This window comes from Bradyrhizobium sp. Ken01 (genome assembly GCF_055807355.1).
The window spans coordinates 55,613-80,908 of sequence record NZ_JBVVPC010000034.1; the positions used below are offsets into that span (position 1 = coordinate 55,613).

General features: G+C 64.6%; 28 protein-coding genes. 19 read left to right on the forward strand and 9 right to left on the reverse strand.

Annotated features, from left to right (window positions below):
• Positions 1-4 precede the first annotated feature (4 nt).
• Positions 5-3,142 carry an efflux RND transporter permease subunit gene (locus AC0L3S_RS27740; RefSeq protein WP_473282628.1) on the reverse strand — a complete coding sequence of 1,046 codons (3,138 nt, stop codon included), beginning with the start codon at positions 3,140-3,142 and terminating at the stop codon, positions 5-7.
• 419 nt (positions 3,143-3,561) lie between these two features.
• Here AC0L3S_RS27740 and AC0L3S_RS27745 point away from each other — a divergent pair, with 419 nt between their 5' ends.
• Both AC0L3S_RS27745 and AC0L3S_RS27750 read left to right on the forward strand, forming a co-directional pair.
• Positions 3,562-3,843: a DUF3551 domain-containing protein gene (locus tag AC0L3S_RS27745; protein WP_473282630.1), complete on the forward strand. Its 282-nt coding sequence runs from the start codon at positions 3,562-3,564 to the stop codon at positions 3,841-3,843.
• Positions 3,844-3,876: 33 nt separating this feature from the next.
• A complete protein-coding gene (locus AC0L3S_RS27750) occupies positions 3,877-4,143 on the forward strand; it encodes a DUF3551 domain-containing protein (protein ID WP_473282632.1) in 267 nt (88 codons plus the stop codon).
• A gap of 39 nt (positions 4,144-4,182) precedes the next feature.
• Here AC0L3S_RS27750 and AC0L3S_RS27755 read toward each other — a convergent pair whose 3' ends face one another.
• Positions 4,183-5,163, reverse strand: coding sequence for a Bug family tripartite tricarboxylate transporter substrate binding protein (locus tag AC0L3S_RS27755; protein ID WP_473282634.1), 981 nt, complete (start codon positions 5,161-5,163; stop codon positions 4,183-4,185).
• A gap of 231 nt (positions 5,164-5,394) precedes the next feature.
• On the opposite strand from AC0L3S_RS27755, the gene AC0L3S_RS27760 reads away from it, so the two are divergent.
• The 5 genes from AC0L3S_RS27760 (at position 5,395) to AC0L3S_RS27780 (ending at position 10,019) form a co-directional block, all read left to right on the forward strand.
• Positions 5,395-7,209 carry a long-chain-acyl-CoA synthetase gene (locus tag AC0L3S_RS27760; RefSeq protein WP_473282636.1) on the forward strand — a complete coding sequence of 605 codons (1,815 nt, stop codon included), beginning with the start codon at positions 5,395-5,397 and terminating at the stop codon, positions 7,207-7,209.
• 139 nt (positions 7,210-7,348) lie between these two features.
• Positions 7,349-7,594 (forward strand): acyl carrier protein, encoded by a 246-nt coding sequence (locus tag AC0L3S_RS27765; protein WP_007597226.1) that lies wholly within the window; start codon positions 7,349-7,351, stop codon positions 7,592-7,594.
• Positions 7,581-8,963, forward strand: coding sequence for a class I adenylate-forming enzyme family protein (locus tag AC0L3S_RS27770; RefSeq protein WP_473282638.1), 1,383 nt, complete (start codon positions 7,581-7,583; stop codon positions 8,961-8,963). The genes AC0L3S_RS27765 and AC0L3S_RS27770 overlap by 14 nt, the downstream gene beginning before the upstream one ends.
• A complete protein-coding gene (locus AC0L3S_RS27775; RefSeq protein WP_473263761.1) occupies positions 8,956-9,678 on the forward strand; it encodes an SDR family NAD(P)-dependent oxidoreductase in 723 nt (240 codons plus the stop codon). Before AC0L3S_RS27770 ends, AC0L3S_RS27775 begins: the two co-directional genes overlap by 8 nt.
• A 125-nt stretch (positions 9,679-9,803) precedes the next feature.
• Entirely contained in the window at positions 9,804-10,019 is a 216-nt protein-coding gene (locus tag AC0L3S_RS27780) for a hypothetical protein (protein WP_473282640.1), read from the forward strand.
• Between the two features lie 4 nt (positions 10,020-10,023).
• Here AC0L3S_RS27780 and AC0L3S_RS27785 read toward each other — a convergent pair whose 3' ends face one another.
• The gene (locus AC0L3S_RS27785; protein WP_473263759.1) at positions 10,024-10,401 is read right to left on the reverse strand and encodes a ribbon-helix-helix domain-containing protein; all 378 of its coding nucleotides are present in this window, start codon (positions 10,399-10,401) and stop codon (positions 10,024-10,026) included.
• 224 nt (positions 10,402-10,625) lie between these two features.
• On the opposite strand from AC0L3S_RS27785, the gene AC0L3S_RS27790 reads away from it, so the two are divergent.
• Positions 10,626-11,765 (forward strand): DUF3095 domain-containing protein, encoded by a 1,140-nt coding sequence (locus tag AC0L3S_RS27790; protein WP_473282642.1) that lies wholly within the window; start codon positions 10,626-10,628, stop codon positions 11,763-11,765.
• A 4-nt stretch (positions 11,766-11,769) separates the two neighbouring features.
• Here the strand turns inward: AC0L3S_RS27790 and AC0L3S_RS27795 are convergent, their stop codons facing one another.
• The 3 genes from AC0L3S_RS27795 to AC0L3S_RS27805 form a co-directional block, all read right to left on the reverse strand.
• Positions 11,770-12,204 carry a DUF2147 domain-containing protein gene (locus AC0L3S_RS27795; RefSeq protein WP_473282644.1) on the reverse strand — a complete coding sequence of 145 codons (435 nt, stop codon included), beginning with the start codon at positions 12,202-12,204 and terminating at the stop codon, positions 11,770-11,772.
• Between the two features lie 106 nt (positions 12,205-12,310).
• Positions 12,311-13,696, reverse strand: a complete 1,386-nt coding sequence (locus AC0L3S_RS27800) for an MATE family efflux transporter (RefSeq protein WP_473263756.1) — start codon at positions 13,694-13,696, stop codon at positions 12,311-12,313.
• Positions 13,697-13,778: 82 nt separating this feature from the next.
• Entirely contained in the window at positions 13,779-14,306 is a 528-nt protein-coding gene (locus AC0L3S_RS27805) for a GNAT family N-acetyltransferase (protein WP_473282646.1), read from the reverse strand.
• A gap of 238 nt (positions 14,307-14,544) precedes the next feature.
• Here AC0L3S_RS27805 and AC0L3S_RS27810 point away from each other — a divergent pair, with 238 nt between their 5' ends.
• From AC0L3S_RS27810 to AC0L3S_RS27860, 11 genes are all read left to right on the forward strand, one after another.
• On the forward strand, positions 14,545-15,141 hold the full coding sequence (locus tag AC0L3S_RS27810) for a superoxide dismutase (protein ID WP_211381291.1): 597 nt from the start codon (positions 14,545-14,547) through the stop codon (positions 15,139-15,141).
• Between the two features lie 184 nt (positions 15,142-15,325).
• A complete protein-coding gene (locus AC0L3S_RS27815; RefSeq protein WP_063994057.1) occupies positions 15,326-15,937 on the forward strand; it encodes a permease in 612 nt (203 codons plus the stop codon).
• Entirely contained in the window at positions 15,934-16,434 is a 501-nt protein-coding gene (locus tag AC0L3S_RS27820; protein ID WP_473282648.1) for a hypothetical protein, read from the forward strand. Before AC0L3S_RS27815 ends, AC0L3S_RS27820 begins: the two co-directional genes overlap by 4 nt.
• 43 nt (positions 16,435-16,477) lie before the next feature.
• Positions 16,478-16,729, forward strand: coding sequence for a hypothetical protein (locus AC0L3S_RS27825; RefSeq protein WP_473282650.1), 252 nt, complete (start codon positions 16,478-16,480; stop codon positions 16,727-16,729).
• Positions 16,730-16,731: 2 nt separating this feature from the next.
• On the forward strand, positions 16,732-17,487 hold the full coding sequence (locus AC0L3S_RS27830; protein ID WP_473282652.1) for a metal ABC transporter ATP-binding protein: 756 nt from the start codon (positions 16,732-16,734) through the stop codon (positions 17,485-17,487).
• 6 nt (positions 17,488-17,493) lie between these two features.
• On the forward strand, positions 17,494-18,363 hold the full coding sequence (locus tag AC0L3S_RS27835; RefSeq protein ID WP_473282654.1) for a metal ABC transporter permease: 870 nt from the start codon (positions 17,494-17,496) through the stop codon (positions 18,361-18,363).
• 5 nt (positions 18,364-18,368) lie between these two features.
• The gene (locus AC0L3S_RS27840; RefSeq protein WP_473263750.1) at positions 18,369-19,232 is read left to right on the forward strand and encodes a metal ABC transporter solute-binding protein, Zn/Mn family; all 864 of its coding nucleotides are present in this window, start codon (positions 18,369-18,371) and stop codon (positions 19,230-19,232) included.
• Positions 19,233-19,286: 54 nt separating this feature from the next.
• Positions 19,287-20,330 (forward strand): CobW family GTP-binding protein, encoded by a 1,044-nt coding sequence (locus AC0L3S_RS27845; protein WP_473247305.1) that lies wholly within the window; start codon positions 19,287-19,289, stop codon positions 20,328-20,330.
• Positions 20,330-21,349: a WD40 repeat domain-containing protein gene (locus tag AC0L3S_RS27850; protein ID WP_473282656.1), complete on the forward strand. Its 1,020-nt coding sequence runs from the start codon at positions 20,330-20,332 to the stop codon at positions 21,347-21,349. Before AC0L3S_RS27845 ends, AC0L3S_RS27850 begins: the two co-directional genes overlap by 1 nt.
• Positions 21,350-21,379: 30 nt before the next feature.
• Complete coding sequence (locus AC0L3S_RS27855) at positions 21,380-22,096, forward strand: MgtC/SapB family protein (protein ID WP_473282658.1); 717 nt, start codon at positions 21,380-21,382, stop codon at positions 22,094-22,096.
• A gap of 101 nt (positions 22,097-22,197) precedes the next feature.
• Entirely contained in the window at positions 22,198-22,533 is a 336-nt protein-coding gene (locus AC0L3S_RS27860) for a hypothetical protein (protein WP_026232509.1), read from the forward strand.
• A 135-nt stretch (positions 22,534-22,668) separates the two neighbouring features.
• Here AC0L3S_RS27860 and AC0L3S_RS27865 read toward each other — a convergent pair whose 3' ends face one another.
• The 3 genes from AC0L3S_RS27865 to AC0L3S_RS27875 form a co-directional block, all read right to left on the reverse strand.
• A complete protein-coding gene (locus tag AC0L3S_RS27865; protein WP_473282660.1) occupies positions 22,669-24,111 on the reverse strand; it encodes a homospermidine synthase in 1,443 nt (480 codons plus the stop codon).
• A gap of 47 nt (positions 24,112-24,158) precedes the next feature.
• A complete protein-coding gene (locus AC0L3S_RS27870; protein ID WP_473263747.1) occupies positions 24,159-24,548 on the reverse strand; it encodes a RidA family protein in 390 nt (129 codons plus the stop codon).
• A gap of 146 nt (positions 24,549-24,694) precedes the next feature.
• Positions 24,695-25,282 carry a GNAT family N-acetyltransferase gene (locus AC0L3S_RS27875; protein WP_473282662.1) on the reverse strand — a complete coding sequence of 196 codons (588 nt, stop codon included), beginning with the start codon at positions 25,280-25,282 and terminating at the stop codon, positions 24,695-24,697.
• Between the last annotated feature and the right edge of the window lie 14 nt (positions 25,283-25,296).

Here is a 25,296-nt window from a genome sequence, read left to right on the forward strand (position 1 = left end):
GCGCTCATTCCGCCGCGTGATCCTTCTGCTCATCGCACGCGACGGTGGCTTGCGGCTTCTTCTCCATCCAGCGCGAGAGCAGGTCGGAGAAGCGGTCGAGGTAGAGGTAGACGACCGGGGTCGTGAACAGCGTCAGCGCCTGGCTTACGAGAAGGCCGCCGACCATCGCATAACCGAGCGGTTGGCGGATTTCGGAGCCGGTGCCGCTTCCGAGCATCAGCGGCACGCCGCCTAGCAGGGCGGCCATCGTTGTCATCATGATCGGGCGAAAGCGCAGCAGCGCCGCCTGGCGGATCGATTGCTCCGGGGTGAGATGCTGCTCGCGTTCGGCCGCGATGGCGAAATCCACCATCATGATGCCGTTCTTCTTGACGATGCCGATCAGGAGAATGACTCCGATCAGGGCAATGAGACTGAAGTCGAAGCCGAAGATCATCAGGATCGCGACGGCGCCGACGCCAGCCGAGGGTAACGTGGACAGGATGGTCAGAGGATGGATGTAGCTCTCGTAGAGCACGCCCAGAATCAAATAGACCACAACCAGTGCGGCGAGGATCAGCAACGGCACGGTGCCGAGCGATTGCTGGAATGCCTGCGCGGTACCCTGAAAACTTGTTGCCAGGGCCGGCGGCGCGCGCATCTCGCGGACCGCGTGCAGCACCGCGTCGGTCGCCTGTCCCAGCGCCACGCCCTCGGCGAGATTAAAGCTGATCGTCACCGACGGAAATTGGCCTTGATGCGAGATCGCAAGCGGTCGCACGGGCACATTGGTCCAGTTGCAGAACACCGAGAGCGGCACCTCGTCGCCGGTAAGCGGTGATTTGAGATAGATCTTGTCGAGCGTACCGAGCTGGCCTTGCAGGTCCGGTGTGATCTCCAGGACGATGTGATAGCTGTTGGTCTGGGTAAAATATTGCGCGACCTGACGCTGGCCGAACGCGTCATAGAGGGTGTCGTCGATCAGCTGCGGGTGAATGCCGTAGCGTGCGGCGGTGTCGCGATTGATCCTGAGTTGAACCGTCGTGCCTTCGGTTTGCTGGTCGGTCGCGACGTCGCGCAGTTGCGGCAGCGTCTTCATCGCATCGAGGATTTTCGGCGCCCATTCGTTCAGTTCGGCGAGGTTAGCGTCCTGCAGCGTGAATTCGAACTGAGTGCGGGTGGCGCGGCCGCCGAGACGAACGTCCTGCGAGGCCTGCATATAGAGCTTGGCGCCCTCCACCTTGGCGATCTTGGGCCGCAGCCGCGCGATGATCTGCTGTGCGCCGGCATCGCGCTCCTCCAGCGGTTTCAAGGTGATGTACATGCGCCCCGAGTTCAGTGCCGTACCGCCGCCGCCGATGAACATCGCGATCGAATCGACGGCAGGGTCGGCCTGCACGATGGTGTTGAGTTCCACCTGGCGCCGTTTCATCTCGGCAAAGGAGATGTCCTGGGGCATCTCGGACACGGCTGTGAGGAAGCCGTTGTCCTGCTGCGGGAAGAAACCCTTCGGGATCAGGATGAAGAGGTAGATCGAGAGTGCTACGGTCGCGAAGAAGATGCAAAGCGTGACGAAACTGTGGCGCAGCGCGACGTCGAGCCCGCGTTCGTAGGCGCCGAGCACACTTTCGAACATCCGCTCGCTCCACTGGTAAAAGCGGCCGTGCCGGGCCTCATGGTTGGCGCGCAGGAAGCGCGAGGCCATCATCGGCGTCAGGGTCAGCGACACCACCAGAGAAACAAGGATCGCCATCGCCAGCGTGACCGCGAATTCGCGGAACAGCCGGCCGATGATGCCGCCCATCAGGAGCAACGGGATCAGCACCGCGATCAGAGAGATGCTGATCGAGACGATCGTAAAGCCGATTTCGGCCGCGCCCTTATAGGCCGCAGCAAGCGGCCTCTCGCCCTGCTCGACGTAACGGGTGATGTTCTCCAGCATCACGATGGCGTCGTCCACCACGAAGCCGACCGCGATCGTCAGCGCCATCAAGGAGAGGTTATCCAGCGAATAGCCGAAGACCCACATCAGCGAGCAGGCTCCCAGTAGCGCTAGCGGCACCGTGATGCTCGGGATGATCGTCGCCCAGAAGCTGCGGAGGAAGATGAAGATCACCATCACCACGAGCGCGATAGTGGTCATGAGCGTGATCTGTACGTCCTCGACGGCGGCGCGGATGGTGATGGTGCGGTCGCTGATGATCTTGATCGAGATCGCGGGCGGGATGGCCGCGATCAGCCGCGGCAGCTGCGCCTTGATGCGATCGACGGTCTCGATGACGTTGGCGCCGGGTTGCTTGAAGATGACGAGGAACACGCCGCGCTTGCCGTCGGCCCAAGCCGCCGTCTTCATGTCCTCCGGTCCTGCCACGGCCTCACCGATGTCGCGGATCCGCAATGGAGCGCCGTTGCGATAGGCGACGATGACGTCCTGCCAATGCTGGGCTTGGGTGAGCTGGTCGTTGGCGTAGATCGTGTAGGCGCGCTTGGCCCCGTCGATGCTGCCCTTCGGGCTGTTGGTGGTCGCTGCCGCGATCTGGGCGCGCACGTCCTCCAGCGACAGGCCCTTGGCGACGAGCTTGGCCGGATCGATCTGTATGCGTACGGAGGGTTTCTGCTGTCCGCCGACGAACACTTGGGCGACGCCGGATAACTGGCTGATCTGTTGCGCGAGCTGCGCATCGGTGCGGTCGCTGACGACGGTCAGCGGCAGCGTGTCGGACGTCGCGGACAGGATCATCACCGGCGAGTCCGCCGGGTTGACCTTGCGATAGGTGGGAGGCGAGGGCAGGTTCTTCGGCAATTGGCCGCTCGCTGCATTGATCGCTGCCTGCACATCGTTCGCGGCGGCGTCGATCTTGCGGTTGAGGTCGAACTGAATCGTGATCGACGCCGAACCCAGTGAGCTGGTCGACGTCATCTGCGTGATGCCGGGGATCTGTGCGAGCTGGCGTTCGAGCGGCTGCGCCACGGAAGAGGCCATGGTCTCGGGGCTGCCGCCGGGGAGCGAAGCCGAGAGCTGAATGGTCGGAAAGTCGACCTGAGGCAGCGGTGCAACCGGCAGCAGAGGATAGGCCACGAGGCCTACGAACAGGATGCCCGCCATCAGCAGTGAGGTGCCGATCGGATAGCGGATGAACGGAGACGAGAAGCTCTCTTGCATGCCCTGACACCACAGCCCTGGCCAGCGCATCTTCTCCCCGCGCACAGCGGGGTCGCGCCCGAGAGCGCAAGTGCGTTTCCTTCAGCCCATTTGCCTGTTGATTGCCCTGGAACATCGTCGGTCCGGGCCGGCGTTGTGATCGAAAGACTAGTACGTTCGCTTCGGCCAGCGAACGGATTCCTGCGCTGGATGCTTTGCGACCTTTGTCGAAGGAGAGCTGCACTGAGTTATGCGTTCCGCGCAGGCCGGAAAACTGGGTGCTTTCCACTTCCGCATCTTTGCGGCGCGATGTCTCACCCATTTCGTCGCGTGTCACAAGCCGGAGAGGTATGAAATAGGAACAATCGCTTCTGCCGCGCAGTTGTGCCATATCGAAATGACATAACGCGTGCCGTTGCCACCGATTCGAGGAATGTCCGATGCGCCTGCCGATCCTGACCCTCACCGCAATTGTTACGCTGTTCGCGGCGGCAGATGCCAGCGCCCAGACCTATGATCCGCGTTACCCGGTGTGCATGCACGTCTATATGCCCGGCGGCTTCGGCGGTGGCGGCGGCGATTATTTCGATTGCTCCTTTACCTCGCTGCCGCAGTGCCGTGCCACGGCTTCGGGTCGCTCGGCAAGCTGTGACGTCAATCCCTACTATGCGTTCGACCAACCCCCGCCGGCGCCCCGCCGGCGCCACAAGAAGGTGCACTAGCGTTCTGCAATGCGGCTTTCAGGGGGAATTCTTATGCGTCGCTTATTCGGCCTGATCATGACCGTCGGTGCCCTGCTCACGACCGCGCCGTCGCATGCGCAGACCTTCGATCCGCGCTATCCCGTCTGCATGCACGTCTATTCCGGTGCGAACGGCGGCGGCGGGGAGTGGTACGATTGCTCTTTCACCTCAGTGCCGCAGTGCCAAGCTACCGCTTCGGGCCGCTCCGCCAGCTGCGATCTCAATCCGTATTATCCGTTCAACGCATCGCCGCAGCGCTTGCGCCATCAGCGAGGCTAGCGCTGCGCGGATCCAGCGCTTCCGCCTCGCGTGCAGGCGCTACTCCTTCCGGATGCCCGACAGCTCCACCACCTTACGCCAGCGGTCTGTTTCCGCCGTCAGCATGCCGCCGAATTCACCGGCATTGCCGTGCAGCGGGATCGCGCCGAGCCCGGCGATGCGGGACTTGATCTCCGCATCGGACAGCGCGGCGTCGATCTCGCGGTTGAGGAGATCAACGATCTCGCCCGGCGTGTCGTGCGGAGCGCCGACACCGTAGAACGAACTCGTTTCGTAGCCGGTGAGCGTGTCCGCGATCGATGGCACGTCCGGCAGAATCTGCGAGCGCTCGCGTGTGGTGAGGCCGAGCGCGCGCAGCTTGCCGGCGCGCACGAGCTCGAAGGATGAAGTAACGTTGTCGAACATGCCCTGGATCTGGCCGCTCATCACGTCGGTCAATCCGGGAGCCGAGCCGCGATAGGGCACGTGGATGAACTGCACACCGGCCAGCGACTTGAACAGCTCTCCGGAGAGATGCAGCGAGGTGCCGATGCCGGATGAGGCGATCGACATCTTGCCGGGATTGGTCTTGGCGTAGGCGATGAAGTCGGCGACGCTGGTCACCGGCAGGTCGTTGTTGACGACCAGCACCAGCGGAATTCGTGCGACGCCGGCGACCGGCGCGATGCCCCGGGCGAAATCATACGGCAGCGCCGGGTCGAACGAGGCGTTGATGGCGTTCGCGGTCGAGGTCAGCAGCAGGGTGTGACCATCGGGGGCGGACGCGATCACCGCCTGCGTCCCGATATTGCTGCCGGCGCCAGGCTTGTTTTCGACGACGAAGGTCTGGCCGAGCCGGTCGGAGAGGCGCTGGCAGAGCAGCCGCGACAGCACGTCGGTGGCCCCGCCCGGCGCATAGGGCACCACCCATTTCACGCTGTGCGAGGGATAGGAGGGATTGCCGATCGCGAAGGCACGTGGCGTGCCGAGCACGGTTGCGGCAGAGGCCGCAGCCTGAAGGAAATGTCGCTTGGTGATCATCACACTCTCCAGTTCACCTCGCCGCAAGCAGGGCGAGGGGACACGCGCAACGCGCCCCGACAGGTGGCTTTGCTATTGCAAGAATTGCGATGTCGCGCACGCCGATCCCACCGGTTTGGTAAAGGATGACTAGAGTTAATCGCGCACTAACCCGGTTTTACCCTGTCTCTTAACATCTGGGCAGGGCGTGCGAGCTAAGCTGCCGGGAAACAGCAGACACGTTCCGAAAGAATGAACGGCATGACAACCGGCGTGATCGAACAACCAAAAGCCGGGCGCGCACCTTCGGCTTCGAAAATCTGGCTGAAGGCGATCGAGCTCACTGCACGGATCGAGACGCTGCCGGGCCGGCTGTTCGCCGACGTCGTCGACGATTGGGCGCAGCGCCAACCCGATCGCATTGCGCTGGCCACCGATGACACGAGCCTCGACTATGAGGGGCTTTCGAAACGCATCAATCGTTATGCGCGGTGGGCGCGCTCGGCCGGTGTAGCCAAGGGCGACACTGTCGCGCTGATCATGCCGAACGGCATCGACTATGTCGCGGCCTGGCTCGGCATCAGCCGCGTCGGCGGCGTGGTGGCGTTGATCAACACCAAGCTCGTCGGCCAGTCGCTCGCGCATTGCATCGGAGTCGCAAGGCCCGCTCACATCATTGTCGTGCACGAACGCAAGGATGCGCTGGACGACGCGTCGCCGCAGCTGAAGACGGAAGCAAAGGTCTGGACCCATGGCGATGCTCGCTGCGAGCGTGCGATCGATGTCGCGCTTGCCGCCCTCGATGACGGGCCGCTTTCGCCGGACGAGCGAGGCGACGTCACCATCGGCGACCGCGCCCTGCTGATCTACACCTCCGGCACGACCGGCCTGCCGAAAGCCGCAAGCATCAGCCACCGCCGCATCCTCAACTGGGGCTTTTGGTTCGCCGGCCTCACCGGTGCGACGCCGCAGGATCGGCTCTACGATTGCCTGCCGCTGTTCCACTCGGTCGGCGGCATCGTCGCGCCATGCAGCATGCTCGCCGCCGGCGGTTCGGTGGTGATCGCGGAAAAATTCTCAGCATCAAATTTCTGGCCCGACATCGTGCGCCACGACTGCACGTTGTTTCAGTATATCGGCGAGCTCTGCCGCTACCTGCTCAAGGCGCCGCCGTCGGAATACGAGAACCGGCATCGCCTCCGACTCGTCTGCGGGAACGGCCTGCGCGGTGACATCTGGGACGATTTTCAGGCGCGTTTCGCCATTCCGCGCATCCTCGAATTCTACGCGGCGACCGAAGGCAATTTCTCGCTGTTCAACGTCGAGGGCCAGCCCGGCGCGATCGGCCGCGTTCCGCCGCTGCTCGCGCATCGCTTCCCTGCAGGTCTCGTCAAGCTCGACCCCGATGACGGCGCGCCGCTGCGCAATGCGGAGGGGTTTTGTATTCCCTGCGCGCGCGGCGAAGCCGGCGAAGCCATAGGCCGCATCGGCACGGCGGATGAGGGCGGCGGTCGCTTCGAGGGCTACACCGAGGCGAGCGAGACCGAGAAGAAGATCCTGCGCGATGTCTTTGCTAAGGGCGATTCCTGGTTCCGCACCGGCGACCTGATGCGGCTCGACGAGAAGGGCTTCTTCCACTTCGTCGACCGCATCGGCGACACCTTTCGCTGGAAGGGCGAGAACGTCGCGACTTCGGAGGTCAATGACGCCGTGCGCGACTTCAGCGGCGTGGTCGACGCCACCACCTACGGCGTCAGCATCCCCGGCACCGACGGCCGCGCCGGCATGAGCGCGATCGTGGTAAACGAGGGCTTCGCCGTCGAGGCGCTGCCCGCCCATCTCGCACAGCGCCTGCCGGCCTATGCTCATCCCGTCTTCATACGCATCTCGCGTGAGCTCGACGCGACCGAGACGTTCAAGCAAAAAAAGGGCGAGCTCGCGCGCGAGGGGTTTGATCCGGGCGCGGTCTCCGACCCGCTGTTCATGTTGGACCCGAACACCGGCGCCTATGTCGCGCTGGACGCGGAGACGTATGCGCAAATCAACGAGGGTACGATCCGGCTCTAGCTCCCGAAAATTCGGAGATAGGTCCAATTTTATCCGAATTGTCCAAGAAGCCATTTACTTCTGTCGGGTAAACAAGCGGCCAAGGGAGGCGGTCATCAAGAGCCGCCGGAACACGAACGACAACAGAAGCGAGCCAGCCATGTCCGTACGGTCTAAGGTCATTGAAGCGATCCAGCAGATCGCCAAGGAACAGCACGTCGCGCTTCCCGCACTCTCGGACGATCTGTCCCTGCACGAGACGGGCTTCGACTCGCTCGCCTTCGCCATCCTGGTGGCGCGCCTCGAGGACGAGACCGGCGTCGACCCCTTTACCATCTCCGAGGACGCAGCGTTCCCCGCCACCGTGGGCGATTTCGTGCGAGCCTACGAAAATGTCCCCGCGTGAGATCTTTGCGCTTCGCGACCATCTCGGCGCGGAGCTGACCGGCCGCACGCTGTCGGATGCGCGCGATGTCGTGTCGCTGACGGATATCCTGTCGCAGACGGTCCTGGGTGGACGCTTGGGCGAGCTGTCCGGTCGCGCGTTGCTGCTGAAATTGTCCGACCAGCTCCGGTCGGGTCTTGCCATGATCGAGCTCGACGGTATCGCGCGCCGCATGCTGCTGTGCCCGCCCGATCTCAACCCCGCGCATCTCGATGCGCTGATGGCGGATGCCGGGATCGATGCCGTCGTCACCGACGAGCCCGATCGCTGGGCCGAGACCGGCGTGCCGCTGGTCGTCACCGCACAGCTGCCGCTTCAAGCCACCGCGCCGGCCAGGACCGAACGCGCCACGGAATGGCTGATGCTCACTTCGGGCACGTCGGGCGTGCCGAAAATCGCCGGCCATACGTTGGAGGCACTTACCGGGGCGATCGTTGCCGAGGGCCCCGCGAAGGGGCCCGCGCCAGTGTGGGCGACGTTCTACGACATCCGCCGCTATGGCGGCCTGCAGATATTCCTCCGCGCCGTCCTCTCCGGCGGATCGATGGTGCTGTCCGATCCGCATGAGGCGCTCGGCGATCACGTCACGCGGCTGAACGCGCGCGGCGTCTCCCATATCTCCGGCACGCCCTCGCACTGGCGCAAGCTGTTGATGAGTGGCTCGGCCGCGCGATTCGCGCCGCGCTACGTCCGCCTCTCCGGCGAGATCGCCGACCAGGCGGTGCTGGACGGCTTGAAGGCGGCGTTCCCGAATTCCTCCGTCGGCCATGCCTATGCATCGACCGAGGCCGGCGTCGGCTTTGCCGTCAATGACGGGCTGGAGGGCTTTCCGGCCGACTATCTCGGCAACCGCAACGGCGTCGAGATGAAGGTCGTCGACGGCTCGCTCCGTATCCGTTCGACCCGCACAGCGCACGCCTATATCGGCCGCGACGCGGCCGCGCTCACCGATGCGGACGGGTATGTCGATAGCGGCGATATCGTCGAATTGCGCGGCGACCGCTACTATTTCGTCGGCCGCCGCGGCGGCATCATCAATATCGGTGGGCTGAAGGTTCACCCCGAAGAGATCGAGGCGGTGATCAACCGTCATCCCGACGTGCGGATGTCGCGGGCGAAGTCACGCAAGAGCCCGATCACCGGCGGCATCGTCGTCGCCGACGTGATCCTGGCCGATGGCACCGATCCGGCGCGCGCGAAAGAGATCCGCGACCAGATCCTGGATCAGTGCCGCGCGCAGCTCGCGTCCCACAAGGTGCCGGCGGTGATCCGCTTCGTCGAAGCGCTCGACGTCACCCCGGCCGGCAAACTGGCGCGCACCGATGCATAATGTTCTCGTCACGGGTGGTAGCCGCGGCATCGGCCTTGCGATCGGCCAGCGGCTTGTCGATGGCGGCTACAACGTGATCGCGGCGGCGCGGCGCGAGAGCGACGAGCTCAAGAGGGCGATTGCCGGGTCGGAAGGGCGTCTCCATTTCCGCGCCTGCGACCTCGCCGTGATCGATGCGATTCCCGCTTTCGCAAAACTCGTGCGCGATGAATTCGGCCCGATCTACGGCCTCGTCAACAATGCCGGCCTCGGCACCGAAGGCCTGCTCGCGACCATGCACAATTCCGAGATCGAGGCGCTGGTGCAGCTCAACGTGCTGTCGCCGATCATTCTCACCAAATATGTCGCGCGCCAGATGATGGCCGACGGCGCCGGCCGCATCATCAACATCTCCTCGATCATTGCGACGACCGGCTATAACGGCCTCTCGGTTTACGGTGCGACCAAGGCCGCCGCCACGGGCTTCACCCGTTCGCTCGCGCGCGAGGTCGGCAAGCTCGGCATCACCGTGAACGCGATCGCGCCGGGTTTCATCGACACCGAGCTGACGCACAACCTGTCCGACGACAGCCGCAAGCGCATCGCCGGCCGCAGCGCGCTACGCCGCCTGCCGGAGACCGACGACGTCGCGCGGATGGTCGAATATCTGTTGGGCGAGGGCGGTCGCAATGTGACGGGTACCGTGTTCACGGTCGACGCGGGCAACACGGCCTAGGCGGAACTCCACCGCCACAATTGCATTGATCCGGCGCAATGACATCATCCGGATTTGGTCGTAAGATCCCGCGCAATCGATTGGGTTACGTCAATCGATCTGCCCTAATCGTTAGGGAGCAGTCCATGACCGCTTCGAACCAGATCAAGGCGTCGGCAAAGCCATCTTGCGCACAGCAAAGCGACGTTCACAGCCAGGCCGTTCACTGCGAGCCGATGTCTCATCAAAATTCCGGTGACCACGGTTACGAAATGTATCCGCAGAAATTCGTGCGTCTGGTCGGCTGCCACGACGTCCCCTCATCGGCGCCGCGTAAGCGCGAGGGCGAGAAGCTGCACTAGACATTCAGGTCCGGTGCTTCGGCAGGTCAATCCGTTCGTGTGAGAACTCCGGCGGGCCGTCGGTCAGGCGGCGGATCCTGCGCTCGCGTTCGTCTTCAGATAGGGCAGGATCGAGCAGTCCCTCGAGTTCATGCACCGCAAGCTCTTCGATCCTGGTGGCATCCGAAGCGAGCGGGTGCCCTGGCGGTAGTGCCGGGGGCGCGACCTTCAGGCCCAGCTCGACCAGCTGACGGATGGCATCTGAGCGCGACAGGTGATGGGTTTCGGCCCAACTATCGACGGCGGCGGTCAGGCTTTCCGGCATCTTCACCGCGCTGATCGGATCACGCCCAGTGCGCCGGCTTACCGGAGCGATGGAGTCCTTCCCGTCGAAGTCGGACACGTCGATGTTCCCGCGCAATCATGTCAGATCATCGAGACTAGACGCCATTTGCGGCCCGCTGTTTGATGCCGATCAATGACCTTCTGTGGCATTGCAGCGGTCCTCATCTTGTTGTCCGGGTCCATTTCGGCCAATGGTTGCAAGGGCGCGCCCCCGGGCGAACCCGGATCGATCCTGCTACGTATGTCTTTTGGACGCGCGTCCCAACCATCCGGCATCATCCGATGACATCAGCCTTTTATAGCGGCATTGCGGTCTTTCGCGGCTTCACCAGCCTGATGGACCCCGCTTTGTATTCGCCGCTGCCCGACGACTGGAGCGTCGGCGTTGCCGACATCGTGGATTCGACCAAGGCCATCGCGGCGCAGCGCTACAAGGCGGTGAACATGGCCGGTGCCGCCGTGATCGCGGCCGTGACGAACGCATTGGAGGGACGCGAATTTCCCTTTGTGTTCGGCGGCGACGGCGCGAGTTTTGCGGTCGCACCTAATGATCTCGAACTGGCTCGCAAGGCTTTGGCTGCGACCGCGACCTGGGTCCGGGAAGATCTCGATTTGCGGATGCGCGTCGCGCTGGTGCCGGTGGGCGCCATCCGCGCACATGGCCTCGACGTGCGCGTCGCGCGCTTCGGTCCGTCGGCCAATTTGTCCTATGCCATGTTTTCTGGCGGCGGGCTCGCCTGGGCGGACGCAGCGATGAAGCGCGGCGAGTTTGCGATCACCGAAGCGCCCGCGGGCACGCAGCCCGATCTCTCCGGCCTGTCCTGCCGCTTCGAGGTGATTCCGGCTGCGCGCGGCCTGATCCTGTCCGTGCTGGTGATGCCGGCCCAGGGGGCCGACCCGCGGGTCTTCCGCAAGGTGATCGAGGACGTCATCCGTCTCGTCGAGCGCAGCCCGGACGCCGGTCGGCCCGTGCCGCCACAAGGGCCGCCGCTGACATGGCCGCCGCAGGGGTTGGAATATGAGGCGCGCACCATGCGCGGAGGTCCGCTGCTCGCACGCCGCGCCCGCGCGCTGGCCTACACGCTTTTCGTCTATCTGATCATGCGCTTCGATCTCAAGGTCGGCGGCTTCGTGCCGAAGCTCTATACACGGCAGGTCGTGGAGAACTCCGATTTCCGAAAATATGACGACGGCCTGCGCATGATCCTCGACTGTACGCCGGAGCTCGAACGGGCGCTGAGCGATCGCCTCGCGACTGCCGCGCGCGACGGCATCGTGCGTTACGGCCTCTACCAGCAGGACGCTGCGATGATGACCTGCTTCACCCCGTCGGCGTTGCGCAGCGATCACGTCCATTTTATCGATGGCGCGCGGGGCGGCTATGCCTCGGCGGCGACGGCGCTGAAGGCGATGATGGCGTGAAGCGCTAGCGTCCCGCCCGGGTCCACGTTTCGCCGCCGCAGAGCGCGCCGACGCAGCCTTCGACCCGCAGCGAGTCCGCTGATATCACGGTAACGCTGCTCGCATAGGTGCTGCCGTCGTCGGCATTGTAGATCTGGCCCGACCATTTGTTCGGCCCGGAAGGCTGCATGCCGCTGAACAATGGCAAGCCGATCATCGGGCGCCTGGCGAGAGCGGGATTGGGATTTTTGCTGTCGGTGGCGGGCAGGCCGGTCGCGGTGTCGTGGGGTTCACGCAGCCAGACGACATTGCCGCAGATGCCGCCGCCGCATTTGCTGATCTTGACGCGGGCATCGCCGGCCTGGGTCAGCCAGGTCCCGTCGGCGCTCTGCGCACGGGCGGCAGTCGCGCCAACGAGCGCAGCCAGAAGGACGATGAGCGCAGCGAATCTGGAAGTCATGGAGAAGCCCCGAAGTGGAGCGCCTCCATAGCAGCCCAGCAGGATAGTGCAACGCTGGATGGAATCACATTCCTGCGTTTATCTGCCTGCGTGCAACGACCTGCGCTCATTTGCCCCAGCGCACCAAGGCGACCGAGCCTGCGGTCGAAAGCCCGAACACCGCCATGGCGCCGCCAACCAGCGCAAACAGGGTCCAGGCCGGAGCCTGCGCGATCATGAGGCCGCCGCCACCGATCGCGACGATCAGAAGCCGCGCGGTGGAGGCGAGCACCGGACCGCCGACGCGCGTAGCGCCTTGCGAGGAGAAATACAGCGACACGCCCATGCCGAAGAACACGAAGGTCGGGCCCGCCCAATGGAAATAGCTGTGGGCGGCGGCGGCAACGCCGGGATCCCTGGTGAAGAGCGAAACCCACAGTGACGGATCGAGCGCGATGACGACGCCGATCAGGCCGACCGTGATTCCCGAGGCCGCGGCCGCGGTCCAAGCCACGCGCCGCGCGCGCTTCACCTGTCCGGCGCCCATCGCCATGCCGACCATCGGCACCGACGCGATGCCGAAGGCGAAGGTGATCGGGATCAGCAAGAATTCGAGTCGCGAGCCGATGCCGTAACCGGCCAGCATTTCGGTGCCGAAGGTCGCCAGGATCTTGGTGAAGATCAAAATGGTGAGTACGGTCTGGAGCGGCGACAGGCAGGCGACCGCGCCGACCTTGAGGATGTCGAAGAACAACGCGCGATCGAAATGGAAGGCGCGGAAATCCAGCGGCAGCCGGCTGCGGCCGGACCAGAGATACCAGAGGAAAAAGATCGCAGCGCAGGTGAATGCGATCAACTGACCGGCGGCGACACCGGGCATGCCGAATTGCGGCGCGCCGAACAGGCCGAGCCCCAGCGTGCCGCCGAGCGCGATCTGGAGCGCGCTCGTCCCGATCAGCGCCATCGAGGGCAGACGCATGTCGCCGGTGCCGCGGATAACCGATGCCAGCGTGTTGACGAGCCAGATCGCGACCGCGCCGGAGAACAGCATTTGCGAATAGCCGCTGGCTTCCTCGAGCACGCGCTCGCGCCCGCCCAGCAGCGTGAAGAACGAGCGGCCGAAGACGAGCATCGTCACCGTGAAGAAAAGCCCGCCGCAGAGGCCGATGATGGCGGCATGCAACGCCAGCGTCGCCGCACGGCTCCGGTCGCCTGCGCCGAGCGCGCGGCTGATCGCGGACGAGACGCCGCCGCCCATCGCGCCCGCGCTCATCATCTGCGTCAGCATGGCGAACGGAAACACCAGCGCGATCGCCGCGAGCGGGATGGTGCCGAGCCGGCCGATATAGGAGGTCTCCGCGATCGCAACCAGCGTGCTGCCGACCATCGCGATCATGTTGGGGATCGCGAGCCGCAGCAGCGTCGGCAGGATCGGTGCCGTCAGCAAGCTGGCGATCGGGGAGGCGACCGGGGCAGGCGGCGGCACGGCGTCCAGGGAGGCGTCGATCGTCATGGGTCACCGCGCGGAATATTGGATGATGCTCGACATATTATATGGCGTGCAACGCCGGCACCAGCCTCCCTTCACGCAGGGCTCACCAGGGCAGGCCGCAGAGGTCGATCGTGCCCAGCGTCGGCGCGCTGACGATGTTGCAGACATAGGGCGCCATGTGGGTGAAGCGGATCCGCCCCTCCGGCTGCTCGCAATAGACCTCGCCCTTGAAGGGGAGCCAGCTGCGGGCCTGGTAGAACGCGACATTGTGCGGCTCGCAGAACAGCAGCGCGAAGCGGACCGCCTCGTTGGCATGCATGGTATGCACCGCGGCGTCGATCGCCATGGTCGCATAGCCGCGGCCGCGCCGGTCCTCCCGCGTGCAGACGCCGCCGATGCCGCCGATGTGAACCTTCTGCCCGTTCCAGGTGACGGTACGGAAGTAGATGCCGACGTGGCACACGAGACCATCCTCGGGCGTCTCGATCAGCACGCGCAGGTCGGCATTGGCCCATTTGACGTGAGCCCAGGGCTGCTTCCCGACGACATCTGGTCCGAAGACCGCCTGATGCAGCGGCTGCGCCATCCGCCAAGAGGCGTCGCCGTTCAAAATGTCGATCTCGATGCTCATCGCTCTCTCTTTCGCAGCTCCGCGCAATGGGTGCGTTTCGTTCTGCCATAAGCACCTCAAAGGCAATGAGATTTTACAGCCCCGGTTGAAACGCCGACATCCTTGCGACGATTTTATGCAATCCGGCCAAGCCGCCGCACCATGCCTTTTGGAAAATTCGCGGTATTTAACGGCTACGGAACCTTCTATAAGGGGTGACCGTTAAGTCTCGTTCCCCCATCAGTCGCGGACAACACCCATGACCTTTACGCTGCCCCCACTCCCCTACGCCTATGACGCCCTCGGGCAATTCATGTCGAAGGAAACGCTCGAATTCCACCACGACAAGCATCATCAGGCCTATGTCACCAACGGCAACAATGCGCTCAAGGGCACCGAATGGGAAGGCAAGTCCCTTGAGGAGATCGTCAAGGGCTCGTTCGGCAAGAACCCCGCCGTGTTCAACAATGCCGGCCAGCACTACAACCACATCCATTTCTGGAGCTGGATGAAGCCCAATGGCGGCGGCACCAAGCTGCCGGGCAAGCTCGAAAAGAAGATCAACGAGGACCTCGGCGGCTTCGAGAAGTTCAAGACGGACTTCCAGGCGGCCGGTGTCGGCCAGTTCGGCTCCGGCTGGTGCTGGCTCCAGGTCAAGAACGGCAAGCTCGAGATCGCCAAGACCCCGAACGGCGAGAATCCGCTGGTGCACGGCGCCACCCCGATCCTCGGCTGCGACGTCTGGGAGCACTCCTACTACATCGACTACCGCAACCGTCGTCCGGATTATCTCAAGGCGTTCGTCGAGAACCTCGTGAACTGGGAATACGTCGAATCCCTGTTCGACAAGGCCTGAGTTAAGCCTCATCGGAATAGCGAAAGGCGGTCGCACGTGCGGCCGCCTTTTTGCTGTGCGGAATTCGCACTTCGCCCGCATGGCCCTGCGCGACGTGCGCATCGCTCCCGTCATCGTACTGTTTGCATCGCATCTGCGGCGCCCTTAATCAGGACGGGCATCACCCTCGAGCCGAACGCGCCCGTTGTCAGAACCCTCCCCGAAAGACCCGGCGCCCGCCGAGGACGCGGACTCCGAGCCGCGGCCGGGTCGCGTGCGCAAGCCGATCGGCTGGTCGACCATCATCATCGCGGCGCTGGTGGCGGTGAGCGCGGGTTTGGTCTGGCGGCGTGACGGCACCGACGGTGTTCTCGAAATCCTGACCCACGATCTCTCGCTGTTCGGCGGCATCCTGCCGCGCGTGCTGGCCGGCTGTTTGCTTGGTGCGTTCATCTCCGAGATCCTGCCGCACGAGAAAGTCTCGCGCGCGCTCGGGCCGAAATCGGGCCTGAAAGGCCTTCTGATCGGCACCGCCTTCGGCGCGATCCTGCCCGGCGGTCCCTTCACCGCCTATCCGGTGGCGAGTGCGCTGCTCGCGGTCGGCGCCGATTTCGGTGCCACCATCGCCATGGTCGTGAGCTGGACCCTGATCGGCTATGGCCGGGCAGTGGCCTGGGAAATCCCGATCATGGGTACCGACTTCACGCTGTGGCGCATCGTCATCTCGCTGCCGTTGCCGGTGCTCGCAGGCGCGCTCGGCCGCTTCGTCTATGTCCGGCTTTATCCGAAGCCGGCCATCAAGGACGACGAGACGTGAGCGCCGCGCTTCTGATCGACATGCTGTTGTGGGGCTCTGTGTTCGGCGTCGGCCTGATCGCCTTTCGCCGCGGCCCACCGGTGTTCAAGGCCTCGCTGCGCGAAGGCTCGATGGACTTCATCAACATCGTGCCGCGGATTGCGCTGGGGGTGATCGGCTCCGGCTACATCGCCGCCATCATCCCGCAGGAGGTGATCAGCGGCTGGCTCGGCCCGGACAGCGGCTGGCTCGGGGTCGCGACTGCCGTGGTCGCCGGAGCCGCGACGCCCGGCGGCCCGGTGATCGGCTTCTCCATCGGTACGGTGGCGCTGAAATCAGGCGGTGGGGTGCCGCAGGTGGTTGCCTATGTCGTTGCCTGGGCGCTGTTTGCCTTCCAACGGGTGATTTTGTGGGAAATTCCGTTCATGCCGGCCCGTTTCGTCTGGTTCCGCTGCGCGGTCTCGCTGCCGTTCCCGTTCGTCGCCGCCGCCATCGCCATGGTGATCGGCAAGCCCTGAGCCCGGCGTGGACAGGAGTAATGTTATAATATAACGTTTCGGCATGGTTCCCGCCGCGTCCCCAGCCCATCATCACGATCATGCTCATGGCCATTCCCATGATCACGGGCATTCGCACGGACACGATCACACCCACGCGCTTAACACCCACGCCCACGTCCACGATGCGGCCTCTCCGCATCCGGCTCAGGCGGCGCACTGGTCGATCCTGCGCATGACGATGGCCGCCCGCCTCGCGGCCGCGCTCGCGGTCTGCGCCGTGCTCTGGGGCGTGGTCTTCCTGGCGATGAGGTGACCATGGCGGCGCTGCATTTCCACAACGTCACGCTCGGCTATGACCGTCATCCGGCCGTGCACCATCTCAATGGTGAGGTCGCGCCGGGTGCGTTGCTGGCCGTGATCGGCCCGAACGGCGCCGGCAAGTCGACGCTGCTGCGCGGCATCGTCGGCATCCTCAGGCCGCTCGACGGCAGCATCCATCTCGGCGGGCTCGACAGCCGCGATATCGCCTATCTGCCGCAGAGCGCGGAGATCGACCGCAGCTTCCCGATCTCGGTGCTGGACTTCGTTGCCACCGGGCTGTGGCGTGGGACCGGCCTGTTCGGCGGCATCGGCAAGGCGGCGCGCGAAAAGATCCTCCGCGCGATCGCTTCCGTTGGGCTCAACGGTTTCGAAAACCGCCCGATCGGCACACTTTCGGGCGGCCAGATGCAGCGCGTGCTGTTCGCGCGCGTGCTGCTCCAGGACGCGCGGCTGATCGTGCTGGACGAGCCCTTCAACGCCATCGACAGCAAGACCACGGCCGATCTGCTGGCGCTGGTGAAGCACTGGCACGAAGAGGGCCGCACCGTGCTGGCCGCACTCCACGACATGGAGATGGTGCGCACCCATTTCAGCGAGACGCTGGTGCTGGCGCGCGGCCCTGTGGCGTGGGGGCCGACGGCGGACGTGCTGACGCCGGAAAACCTGCTGGTCGCGATGCGGATGTGCGAAGCCTTCGACGACAGCGCGGCGGCATGCTCGGCCGATGATGCCCGTTCACGGGCGGCTTGATATCCGATGCTCTATGACGCGCTGATCGGCCCGTTCACCGAATTCGAGTTCATGCGACGTGCGCTCGCGGCCGTGACCGCGCTGTCGCTCGCGGGTGCGCCGATCGGGGTGTTCCTGATGTTGCGGCGGATGAGCCTCGTCGGCGACGCCATGGCACATGCAATCCTCCCCGGCGCCGCTGTCGGTTTCCTGCTCTCCGGTCTCAATCTGTTCGCGATGACGGCCGGAGGCCTGATCGCAGGTTTTGCCGTCGCGATCCTCGCAGGCCTCGTCGCGCGCTCGACCGGGTTGAAGGAGGATGCCTCGCTCGCGACCTTCTATCTGGCATCGCTGGCGCTGGGCGTGACCATCGTCTCGATCAAGGGCACCAACATCGACCTGCTGCACGTGCTGTTCGGCAATATTCTCGCGATGGACGACCAGACGCTGCTGGTCGTCGCCCTCAACGCCACGGTGACGCTGCTGGTGCTCGCGGTGATCTATCGCCCCTTGGTGATCGAAAGCGTCGATCCCTTGTTCTTGCGCACCGTGAGCCGGGCTGGCGGGCCTGCGCATCTCGCTTTCCTCGCGCTGGTCGTGATCAACCTCGTCAACGGCTTTCAGGCGCTCGGCACGCTGCTCGCGGTCGGCCTGATGATCCTGCCGGCCGGCATCGCGCGGTTCTGGTCGCGCGATCTCACCGTCATGATCTGCATCGCGGTCGTCGCTGCCGCCGTCTCCGGCTATGCAGGTCTCGTGCTGTCGTTCCAGACCCGTGTGCCGTCGGGCCCTGCGATCATCCTGGTCGCGAGCGCGCTTTACACCGTCTCCGTCCTTTTCGGCCGCGTCGGCGGTATCGTCCTGCAGCTGTTTCCCGGCCGGCATCTGGAAGCGTGACGGCGATGCGGCGCATCCTGCTTTGTGTGCTCTTGCTGATCGCCTCCCCGCTGCACGCCGCGGAGCAGCTGAAGGTCGTCGCGAGCTTTTCGATCCTCGCCGATTTCGTCCGCAATGTCGGCGGCGACCGGATCAATCTGACGACGCTGGTCGGCGCCGACAGCGACGTCCACGTCTACACGCCGGCGCCAAGCGATGCGAAGCGGATCGCGGACGCAAAGCTGGTCGTTGTGAACGGACTTGGTCTGGAGGGCTGGCTGCCGCGCCTCGTGCAGTCCTCTGGATCCAAGGCGCAGGTGGTCACCGCGAGCGCCGGCATCGCGCCGCTCAAGCTCGGCTCTGCCGCAGACCCACATGGCTGGCAGTCCGTCCCCAACGCCAAAATCTACGTCACCGACATCGCCGATGCGCTGGCCGCGGCCGACCCCGACGATGCGGAGTTCTTCCGCGCCCAGGCCAAGGCCTATCTGGAAAAGCTGGAAACGCTCGACCGCGAGGTCCGCGAGGCCGTGGCCAAGATCCCGCAAGAGCGGCGCAAGGTGATCTCGACCCATGATGCCTTCGGCTATTTCGCCGCTGAATACGGCCTCCAGTTCATCGCTCCCTTGGGCGTTTCCACGGAAACCGAGCCCAGCGCGCGGGACATCGCCACCATCATCGGCCAGATCAAGGCCCAAAAAATCCCGGCCGTGTTCCTGGAAAATATCAGCGACGACCGGCTGATCCGGCGGATCGCGGCGGAGACCGGCTCAAAAGTCGGCGGGACCCTGATTTCGGACGGTTTGACCGGCGAAAAGGGGCCTGCACCCACTTACATTGATATGGTCAGGCACAATATAAAGGCCCTGACCAGCGCGCTTGACCACTAGGGCAGGGGCCACCCCGCCTCGCGTCGCGCGAAAAGCCCGAAGTCCGGAGTTGTTATGTCTGAAGCGACCGCCCCAAAAATTCCCGTGACCGTCCTGACCGGCTATCTCGGTGCCGGCAAAACCACGCTGTTGAACCGCATCCTGTCGGAAAACCACGGCAAGAAATACGCCGTCATCGTCAACGAATTCGGCGAGATCGGCATCGACAACGACCTCATCATCGGCGCCGATGAGGAAGTGTTCGAGATGAACAACGGCTGCATCTGCTGCACCGTGCGCGGCGATCTCGTGCGCATCATGGAAGGCCTGATGAAGCGCAAGGGCAAGTTCGACGCCATCATCGTCGAGACCACCGGCCTTGCCGATCCGGCCCCCGTCGCCCAGACTTTTTTCGTCGACGAGGACGTGCAGAAGAACGCACGCCTCGACGCGGTGGTCACGGTTGCGGACGCCAAGTGGCTGTCCGACCGGCTCAAGGACGCGCCCGAGGCCAAGAACCAGATCGCCTTTGCCGACGTCATCGTGCTGAACAAGACCGATCTCGTCACCAAGGGTGAGCTTGCCGAGGTCGAGGCCCGCATCCGCGCCATCAACCCCTATGCGAAGCTGCACCGCACCGAGCGCTGCTCGGTGGCTTTGGCCGACGTGCTCGACCGCGGCGCCTTCGACCTCGATCGCATCCTCGACATCGAGCCGGACTTCCTGAATGCCGATGATCACGACCATGATCATCATCACCACGGCCACGACCATCATCACGATCATGATCACGGCCACGGCCTGAAGCACTATCACGACGAGGACATGCAATCGCTGTCGCTCAAAACCGACAAGCCGCTCGATCCGAACGTGTTCATGCCATGGCTCCAGAATCTGGTGCAGGTGGAGGGCGGCAAGATCCTGCGCTCCAAGGGCATCCTCGCTTTCCACGACGACGACGACCGCTACGTCTTCCAAGGGGTGCATATGATGCTGGAGGGCAACCACCAGCGGAAGTGGAAGGACGGCGAGCCACGCGAGAGCCGCCTCGTCTTCATCGGCCGCGAATTGCCGCAAGATCTCATTCGCCAGGGTTTTGAGAGCTGCATCGTCTCGTGATGAAAGAGTTTACACCGGCCCCCGATTCCGCCTCGATCGTCTCCGTCACGGAGCGCGTCAAGCCGCTCGCGCTCGGGATGGTCGTGACCTCCGTGCATTTCCTCGGCAGCCGCGCCGCCTTCGTCGGCGGCGAGGAGAATGTCGCGTTCGTGGATGGCCAGGGCGAGATCAGCAAGGTCACCGTGCACAGCGGCGGCATTCTCTCGGCCGCCTCCAACGGCAAGCGCCTCGTGATGGGCGGCGACGATGGAAAAGTCGTGTCGCTCGACGCCAAGGGCGAAGTGACGCTGCTTGCAACCGACCCGAAGCGACGCTGGATCGATGCGGTGGCGCTGCATCCGGACGGTGCCTACGCCTGGTCAGCCGGCAAGACCGCATTCTTCAAGAGCGGCAAGAGCGAGGAGAAGTCGCTCGAGGTGCCCTCGACCGTCGGCGGCCTCGCCTTTGCGCCGAAGGGCCAGCGTCTCGCTATCGCCCATTACAACGGCGCCACGCTGTGGTTTCCCAACATGGCGGGATCGGCCGAATTCCTGCCCTGGGCCGGCTCGCATCTCGGCGTCACTTTCAGCCCGGACAACAAATTCCTGGTCACCACGATGCACGAATCGGCGCTGCACGGCTGGCGGCTTGCCGACAACAGGCACATGCGCATGACCGGCTATCCCGGCCGCGTCCGCTCGATGTCGTGGAGTGCGGGCGGCAAGGGACTCGCGACTTCGGGCGCCGACACCGTCATCATATGGCCGTTCGCCAGCAAGGACGGCCCGATGGGCAAGGAGCCCGCGATGCTTGCGCCGCTCCAGGCGCGCGTGTCGGTCGTCGCCTGCCATCCCAGGAACGATATCTTCGCCGCCGGCTATAGCGACGGCACCGTGCTGATGGTGCGGTTGGAGGATGGTGCGGAAATCCTTGTCCGCCGCAATGGCACGCCGCCGGTGGCCGCGCTCGCCTGGAACGCCAAGGGGACGCTGCTGGCGTTCGCCGACGAAAATGGGGACGGCGGGCTGCTGGAGCTTTGATCTGTCATCGTTCCGGCCGTAGATGGGGCCATGCGGTTTCTGACAACCTTCCAGATCGCTGACTTTGCGGACACGCTGGTCAGCCTGTTCACGGCTTTCGTGCTGGGCACGCTGATCGGTGCCGAGCGGCAGTATCGCCAGCGCACCGCGGGCCTGCGTACCAATGTGCTGGTCGCGGTCGGCGCCGCCGCCTTCGTCGATCTCGCCATGCACCTGACCGGCGCTGACGGCGCGGTGCGGGTGATCTCCTACGTCGTCTCGGGCATCGGCTTCCTCGGCGCCGGCGTCATCATGAAGCAGGGCATGGACGTGCGCGGGCTCAATACCGCGGCGACGCTTTGGGCTTCGGCTGCGGTCGGCTCCTGCGCCGGCGCCGACATGGTCGCGCAGGCCGCGGCGCTGACGGTGTTCGTGATTGCCGGGAACACCATGCTGCGGCCGCTGGTCAACGCCATCAACCGCATTCCGCTGAACGAGAAGACCTCCGAGGCGACCTATTACTTCAAACTCGCGGTCGCACCGGACGCCTTGCCCGACATGCGTGACCGGCTCGTCGAGAAGCTCGAGGGCGCAAAATATCTGGTGGCCGATATCGACATGGTCGAAACCGGGGATGATTTGATCGAGATCGTGGCAAAGCTGGTCGCGAGCGCCGTCGATCCGAACGAGCTGAATGCGGTGGCGACCGATCTCCAGCACCTGCCCGGCGTCCGCCACGCCACCTGGGAAGTCAGCACCACGGATTGAGCGTGGCAATGGGGCGCGCAGCCGTCGAGTTCCGGCCACCACGGGCAGGGAACCGCGGACCGGCGATTTCGTTGATCCCGCAGACAAAGGCGGTGATCGACATGCCCGGCCAATATGACAAGCGCAGACTGAAGCTCGACCTGATGGTGGCCTGCTCGCTGTTCGCAGCCGGCGTCGTGGTGTCAGGCATGTCGCTGGCGCAAATCCGCGCCGAGACCCGGATGCAGACCGCCCAGGCGACGCAACCCCTTCAAGGCACGCCGTCCGACGACCAGAACAAGCCCGCGGAAGCCAAGCCCGGCGGCGACCGGCCGACCACGCCCGCCCCGGAGCCGGCGCGACCCGAGCCGCAGACGCAAGGGGCTGCAGGCGCGGCCAAACCAGCATTGCCGCCGGCGCCGGCCGAGAAGATCGCGCCTCCGATCGAGAGGAAGTAGGCCCCCTGTCATTCCGGGGCGCGCGTAGCGCGAGCCCGGAATCCATTTGTCAGCGGATTCTGTCGCCTGATGGATTCCGGGCTCGCGCCAAGTGGCGCGCCCCGGAACGACGAGCGGAGAGTTGGGTGACGGCTCTCACCGCACCAGTACATTCCGGAACTGCCACGGGTCGCTCGTATCGATATCTTCCGGAAACAGTCCGGGACGGTCGGTGAGCGGCGTCCAGTCGGTATAAAAACCCTTCACCGGCCCGAGATAGGGCAGCTGAATTTCCAGCAGACGATCGAAATCCATCTCGTCGGCTTCGACGATGCCTTCCTTCGGGTTTTCCAGCGCCCACACCATGCCGCCGAGCACGGCGGAGGTCACTTGCAGGCCGGTGGCGTTCTGGTAGGGCGCGAGCCTGCGGGTCTCTTCGATGGAGAGCTGCGAGCCGTACCAATAGGCATTGTTGTCGTGGCCGAACAGCAGAACGCCGAGTTCGTCGATGCCGTCGACGATTTCGTTCTCGTCGAGGATGTGGTGCTTCTCCTGCATCTTCGCGGCGCGGCCGAACATTTCGTGCAGCGACAGCACGGCATCATCAGCCGGATGATAGGCATAGTGGCAGGTCGGCCGGTAGACCGCCGTGCCCGATGCATCGCGCACCGTGAAGTAATCGGCGATCGAGATCGACTCATTGTGGGTGACCAGGAAGCCATACTGCGCGCCGCGGGTCGGGCACCAGGTGCGCACGCGGGTATTGGCGCCGGGCTGCATCAGATAGATGGCGGCGCCGCACCCGGATTCGTGGGTGCGCGCATTCTCGGGCATCCATTTTTCGTGGGTGCCCCAGCCGAGTTCTGATGGCTGCACGCCTTCCGAGAGGAAACCTTCCACCGACCAGGTGTTGACGAAGACATCGGGCTCTTTCGGCTTCTTGGAGCGCTGGGTATCGCGTTCGGCGATATGGATGCCCTTGATGCCGGCCTGTCGCATCAAGTCGGCCCATTCGGCTTTGGTCTTCGGCTTGGGGGCATTGAGCTTCAGATCGGCGGCGACGTTGAGCAGCGCCTGCTTGACGAAAAAGGAGACCATGCCGGGATTGGCGCCACAGCAGGAGACGGCGGTCGTCGAGCCCGCAGGGCGCGCCTTCTTGGCAGCCAGCGTCGCTTCGCGAAGGGCGTAGTTGGAGCGCGCCTCCGGGCCCTTCGTGGAGTCGAAATAGAAGCCGAGCCAGGGCTCGTTAACGGTGTCGATATAGAGAGCGCCGAGCTCGTTGCAGAGCTCCATGATGTCGGTTGAGCCGGTGTCGACCGAGAGATTGACGCAAAAGCCCTGGCCGCCGCCTTCGGTGAGCAGCGGGGTCAGCAACTCCCGATAATTGTCCTTGGTCACGCCCTTCTGGATGAAGCGCACATTCTGCTTCTCGCAATGGGCCTTGCGCCCCTCGTCCTTCGGATCGATCACGGTAACGCGCGACTTGTCGTAATCGAGATGCCGCTCGATCAGCGGCAACGTGCCTTTCCCGATGGAGCCGAAGCCGACCATGACGATGGGACCAGTGATCTTCGCGTAGATCTGCGAGGCGGGGCTCATGGGATGGTTTCTCCGGAACGTGCTGACGAACAAATGGTGAGGATGGCTCAGGCGCTGCGGCGCTTGGCAGTGACTTCGATCTCGACCTTCATCTCGGGCTTGGCGAGGCCGCTGACGACCAGCAAGGTCGCGGCCGGCCTGATGTCACCGAGAACCTCGCCGCAGACGGCGAAATGGGCATCGATATAGCTGGCGTCGGTGACGTAATAGGTTGCACGGACGATATCGGCCATCTCGAATCCGCCCTCCTGCAGGGCGGCTTGGATGGTCTTGAAGCAGTTGCGTGACTGGCTCGTGACATCGGCCGGCATCGTCATCGTGGTGTAGTCATAGCCCGTGGTTCCCGCGACGAAGGCGAACTCGCCGTCGATCACGGCGCGGCTGTAGCCGACGGTCTTCTCAAGCGGAGAGCCGGTGGAGATCAGGCGACGGGACATGGTCGTGGGCCTCGACTGAAGGGGAATTTCGTGGGGTTTACGGGCAATTTGCCGGCCTGCGCAACCCCAAAGGAATAGAGCTTAACGTAGGCCCAGCCGGGCGTTGCCGCTTAGCGCGGCTCGGTCGCCGCCATCATGGCGATCCCTTACGCCGCGCGCGCCTCGAGGCCGCGAACTACCCTCCGTTTGGGCAGGGTCGCGCCAGTCGGGACGATCATCCCCGCGGCGCCATCCAGCGCACCGGCCGTGAATTCGATCGCCAGCAGGCGGTCGCGCTCGAACGGGCCGGGCAGCGACAGCTCGCCGGTCTTCTCAGGCGAGAAGCCGAAGCGGGCGTAATAAGGGGCATCGCCGAGCAGGATCACGGCGGCATGCCCGCGCGCCCGGGCGGCAGCCAGCGCTTGTTGCATCAGCGCGGCGCCGATCCCGAGCTCGCGGCAGGCAGGGTCCACCGCCAGCGGTCCGAGGACCAGAGCGGGCCTGCCTCCGGCGCTGACGTGCCACAGCCGCACGGTTCCCACGAGCTTCCCCTCGCGCATCGCGGCCAGCGCAAGGCCGGCAGCGGGTGCGCGTCCGTCACGCAGGCGCTGACAGGTGCGGCCATGGCGGTTCTCGCCAAAGGACGCATCGAGCAGCGCTTCACGCATCGCAACGTCGCCAGCACGCTCGCTGCGGATCGCGAACGGAGCGGCTTCCGAGGTGGGGGCAACCTGTGTCTTCCGAAGAGCAGTCATGGCGCGTCAGTCCC

Excerpts from the sequence above, each read along its gene's own strand:
- AC0L3S_RS27835 (WP_473282654.1), top strand. The coding sequence starts at position 17,494 with ATGCTCTATGACGCGCTGATCGGCCCGTTCACCGAATTCGAGTTCATG.
- AC0L3S_RS27860 (WP_026232509.1), top strand. The coding sequence starts at position 22,198 with ATGCCCGGCCAATATGACAAGCGCAGACTGAAGCTCGACCTGATGGTG.
- AC0L3S_RS27770 (WP_473282638.1), top strand. The coding sequence starts at position 7,581 with ATGTCCCCGCGTGAGATCTTTGCGCTTCGCGACCATCTCGGCGCGGAG.
- AC0L3S_RS27870 (WP_473263747.1), bottom strand. The coding sequence starts at position 24,548 with ATGTCCCGTCGCCTGATCTCCACCGGCTCTCCGCTTGAGAAGACCGTC.
- AC0L3S_RS27795 (WP_473282644.1), bottom strand. The coding sequence starts at position 12,204 with ATGACTTCCAGATTCGCTGCGCTCATCGTCCTTCTGGCTGCGCTCGTT.
- AC0L3S_RS27775 (WP_473263761.1), top strand. The coding sequence starts at position 8,956 with ATGCATAATGTTCTCGTCACGGGTGGTAGCCGCGGCATCGGCCTTGCG.
- AC0L3S_RS27845 (WP_473247305.1), top strand. The coding sequence starts at position 19,287 with ATGTCTGAAGCGACCGCCCCAAAAATTCCCGTGACCGTCCTGACCGGC.
- AC0L3S_RS27780 (WP_473282640.1), top strand. The coding sequence starts at position 9,804 with ATGACCGCTTCGAACCAGATCAAGGCGTCGGCAAAGCCATCTTGCGCA.
- AC0L3S_RS27740 (WP_473282628.1), bottom strand. The coding sequence starts at position 3,142 with ATGCAAGAGAGCTTCTCGTCTCCGTTCATCCGCTATCCGATCGGCACC.
- AC0L3S_RS27825 (WP_473282650.1), top strand. The coding sequence starts at position 16,478 with ATGGTTCCCGCCGCGTCCCCAGCCCATCATCACGATCATGCTCATGGC.
- AC0L3S_RS27865 (WP_473282660.1), bottom strand. The coding sequence starts at position 24,111 with ATGAGCCCCGCCTCGCAGATCTACGCGAAGATCACTGGTCCCATCGTC.
- AC0L3S_RS27760 (WP_473282636.1), top strand. The coding sequence starts at position 5,395 with ATGAACGGCATGACAACCGGCGTGATCGAACAACCAAAAGCCGGGCGC.
- AC0L3S_RS27840 (WP_473263750.1), top strand. The coding sequence starts at position 18,369 with ATGCGGCGCATCCTGCTTTGTGTGCTCTTGCTGATCGCCTCCCCGCTG.
- AC0L3S_RS27810 (WP_211381291.1), top strand. The coding sequence starts at position 14,545 with ATGACCTTTACGCTGCCCCCACTCCCCTACGCCTATGACGCCCTCGGG.
- AC0L3S_RS27855 (WP_473282658.1), top strand. The coding sequence starts at position 21,380 with ATGCGGTTTCTGACAACCTTCCAGATCGCTGACTTTGCGGACACGCTG.
- AC0L3S_RS27805 (WP_473282646.1), bottom strand. The coding sequence starts at position 14,306 with ATGAGCATCGAGATCGACATTTTGAACGGCGACGCCTCTTGGCGGATG.
- AC0L3S_RS27765 (WP_007597226.1), top strand. The coding sequence starts at position 7,349 with ATGTCCGTACGGTCTAAGGTCATTGAAGCGATCCAGCAGATCGCCAAG.
- AC0L3S_RS27875 (WP_473282662.1), bottom strand. The coding sequence starts at position 25,282 with ATGACTGCTCTTCGGAAGACACAGGTTGCCCCCACCTCGGAAGCCGCT.
- AC0L3S_RS27745 (WP_473282630.1), top strand. The coding sequence starts at position 3,562 with ATGCGCCTGCCGATCCTGACCCTCACCGCAATTGTTACGCTGTTCGCG.
- AC0L3S_RS27800 (WP_473263756.1), bottom strand. The coding sequence starts at position 13,696 with ATGACGATCGACGCCTCCCTGGACGCCGTGCCGCCGCCTGCCCCGGTC.
- AC0L3S_RS27850 (WP_473282656.1), top strand. The coding sequence starts at position 20,330 with ATGAAAGAGTTTACACCGGCCCCCGATTCCGCCTCGATCGTCTCCGTC.
- AC0L3S_RS27790 (WP_473282642.1), top strand. The coding sequence starts at position 10,626 with ATGACATCAGCCTTTTATAGCGGCATTGCGGTCTTTCGCGGCTTCACC.
- AC0L3S_RS27755 (WP_473282634.1), bottom strand. The coding sequence starts at position 5,163 with ATGATCACCAAGCGACATTTCCTTCAGGCTGCGGCCTCTGCCGCAACC.
- AC0L3S_RS27750 (WP_473282632.1), top strand. The coding sequence starts at position 3,877 with ATGCGTCGCTTATTCGGCCTGATCATGACCGTCGGTGCCCTGCTCACG.
- AC0L3S_RS27830 (WP_473282652.1), top strand. The coding sequence starts at position 16,732 with ATGGCGGCGCTGCATTTCCACAACGTCACGCTCGGCTATGACCGTCAT.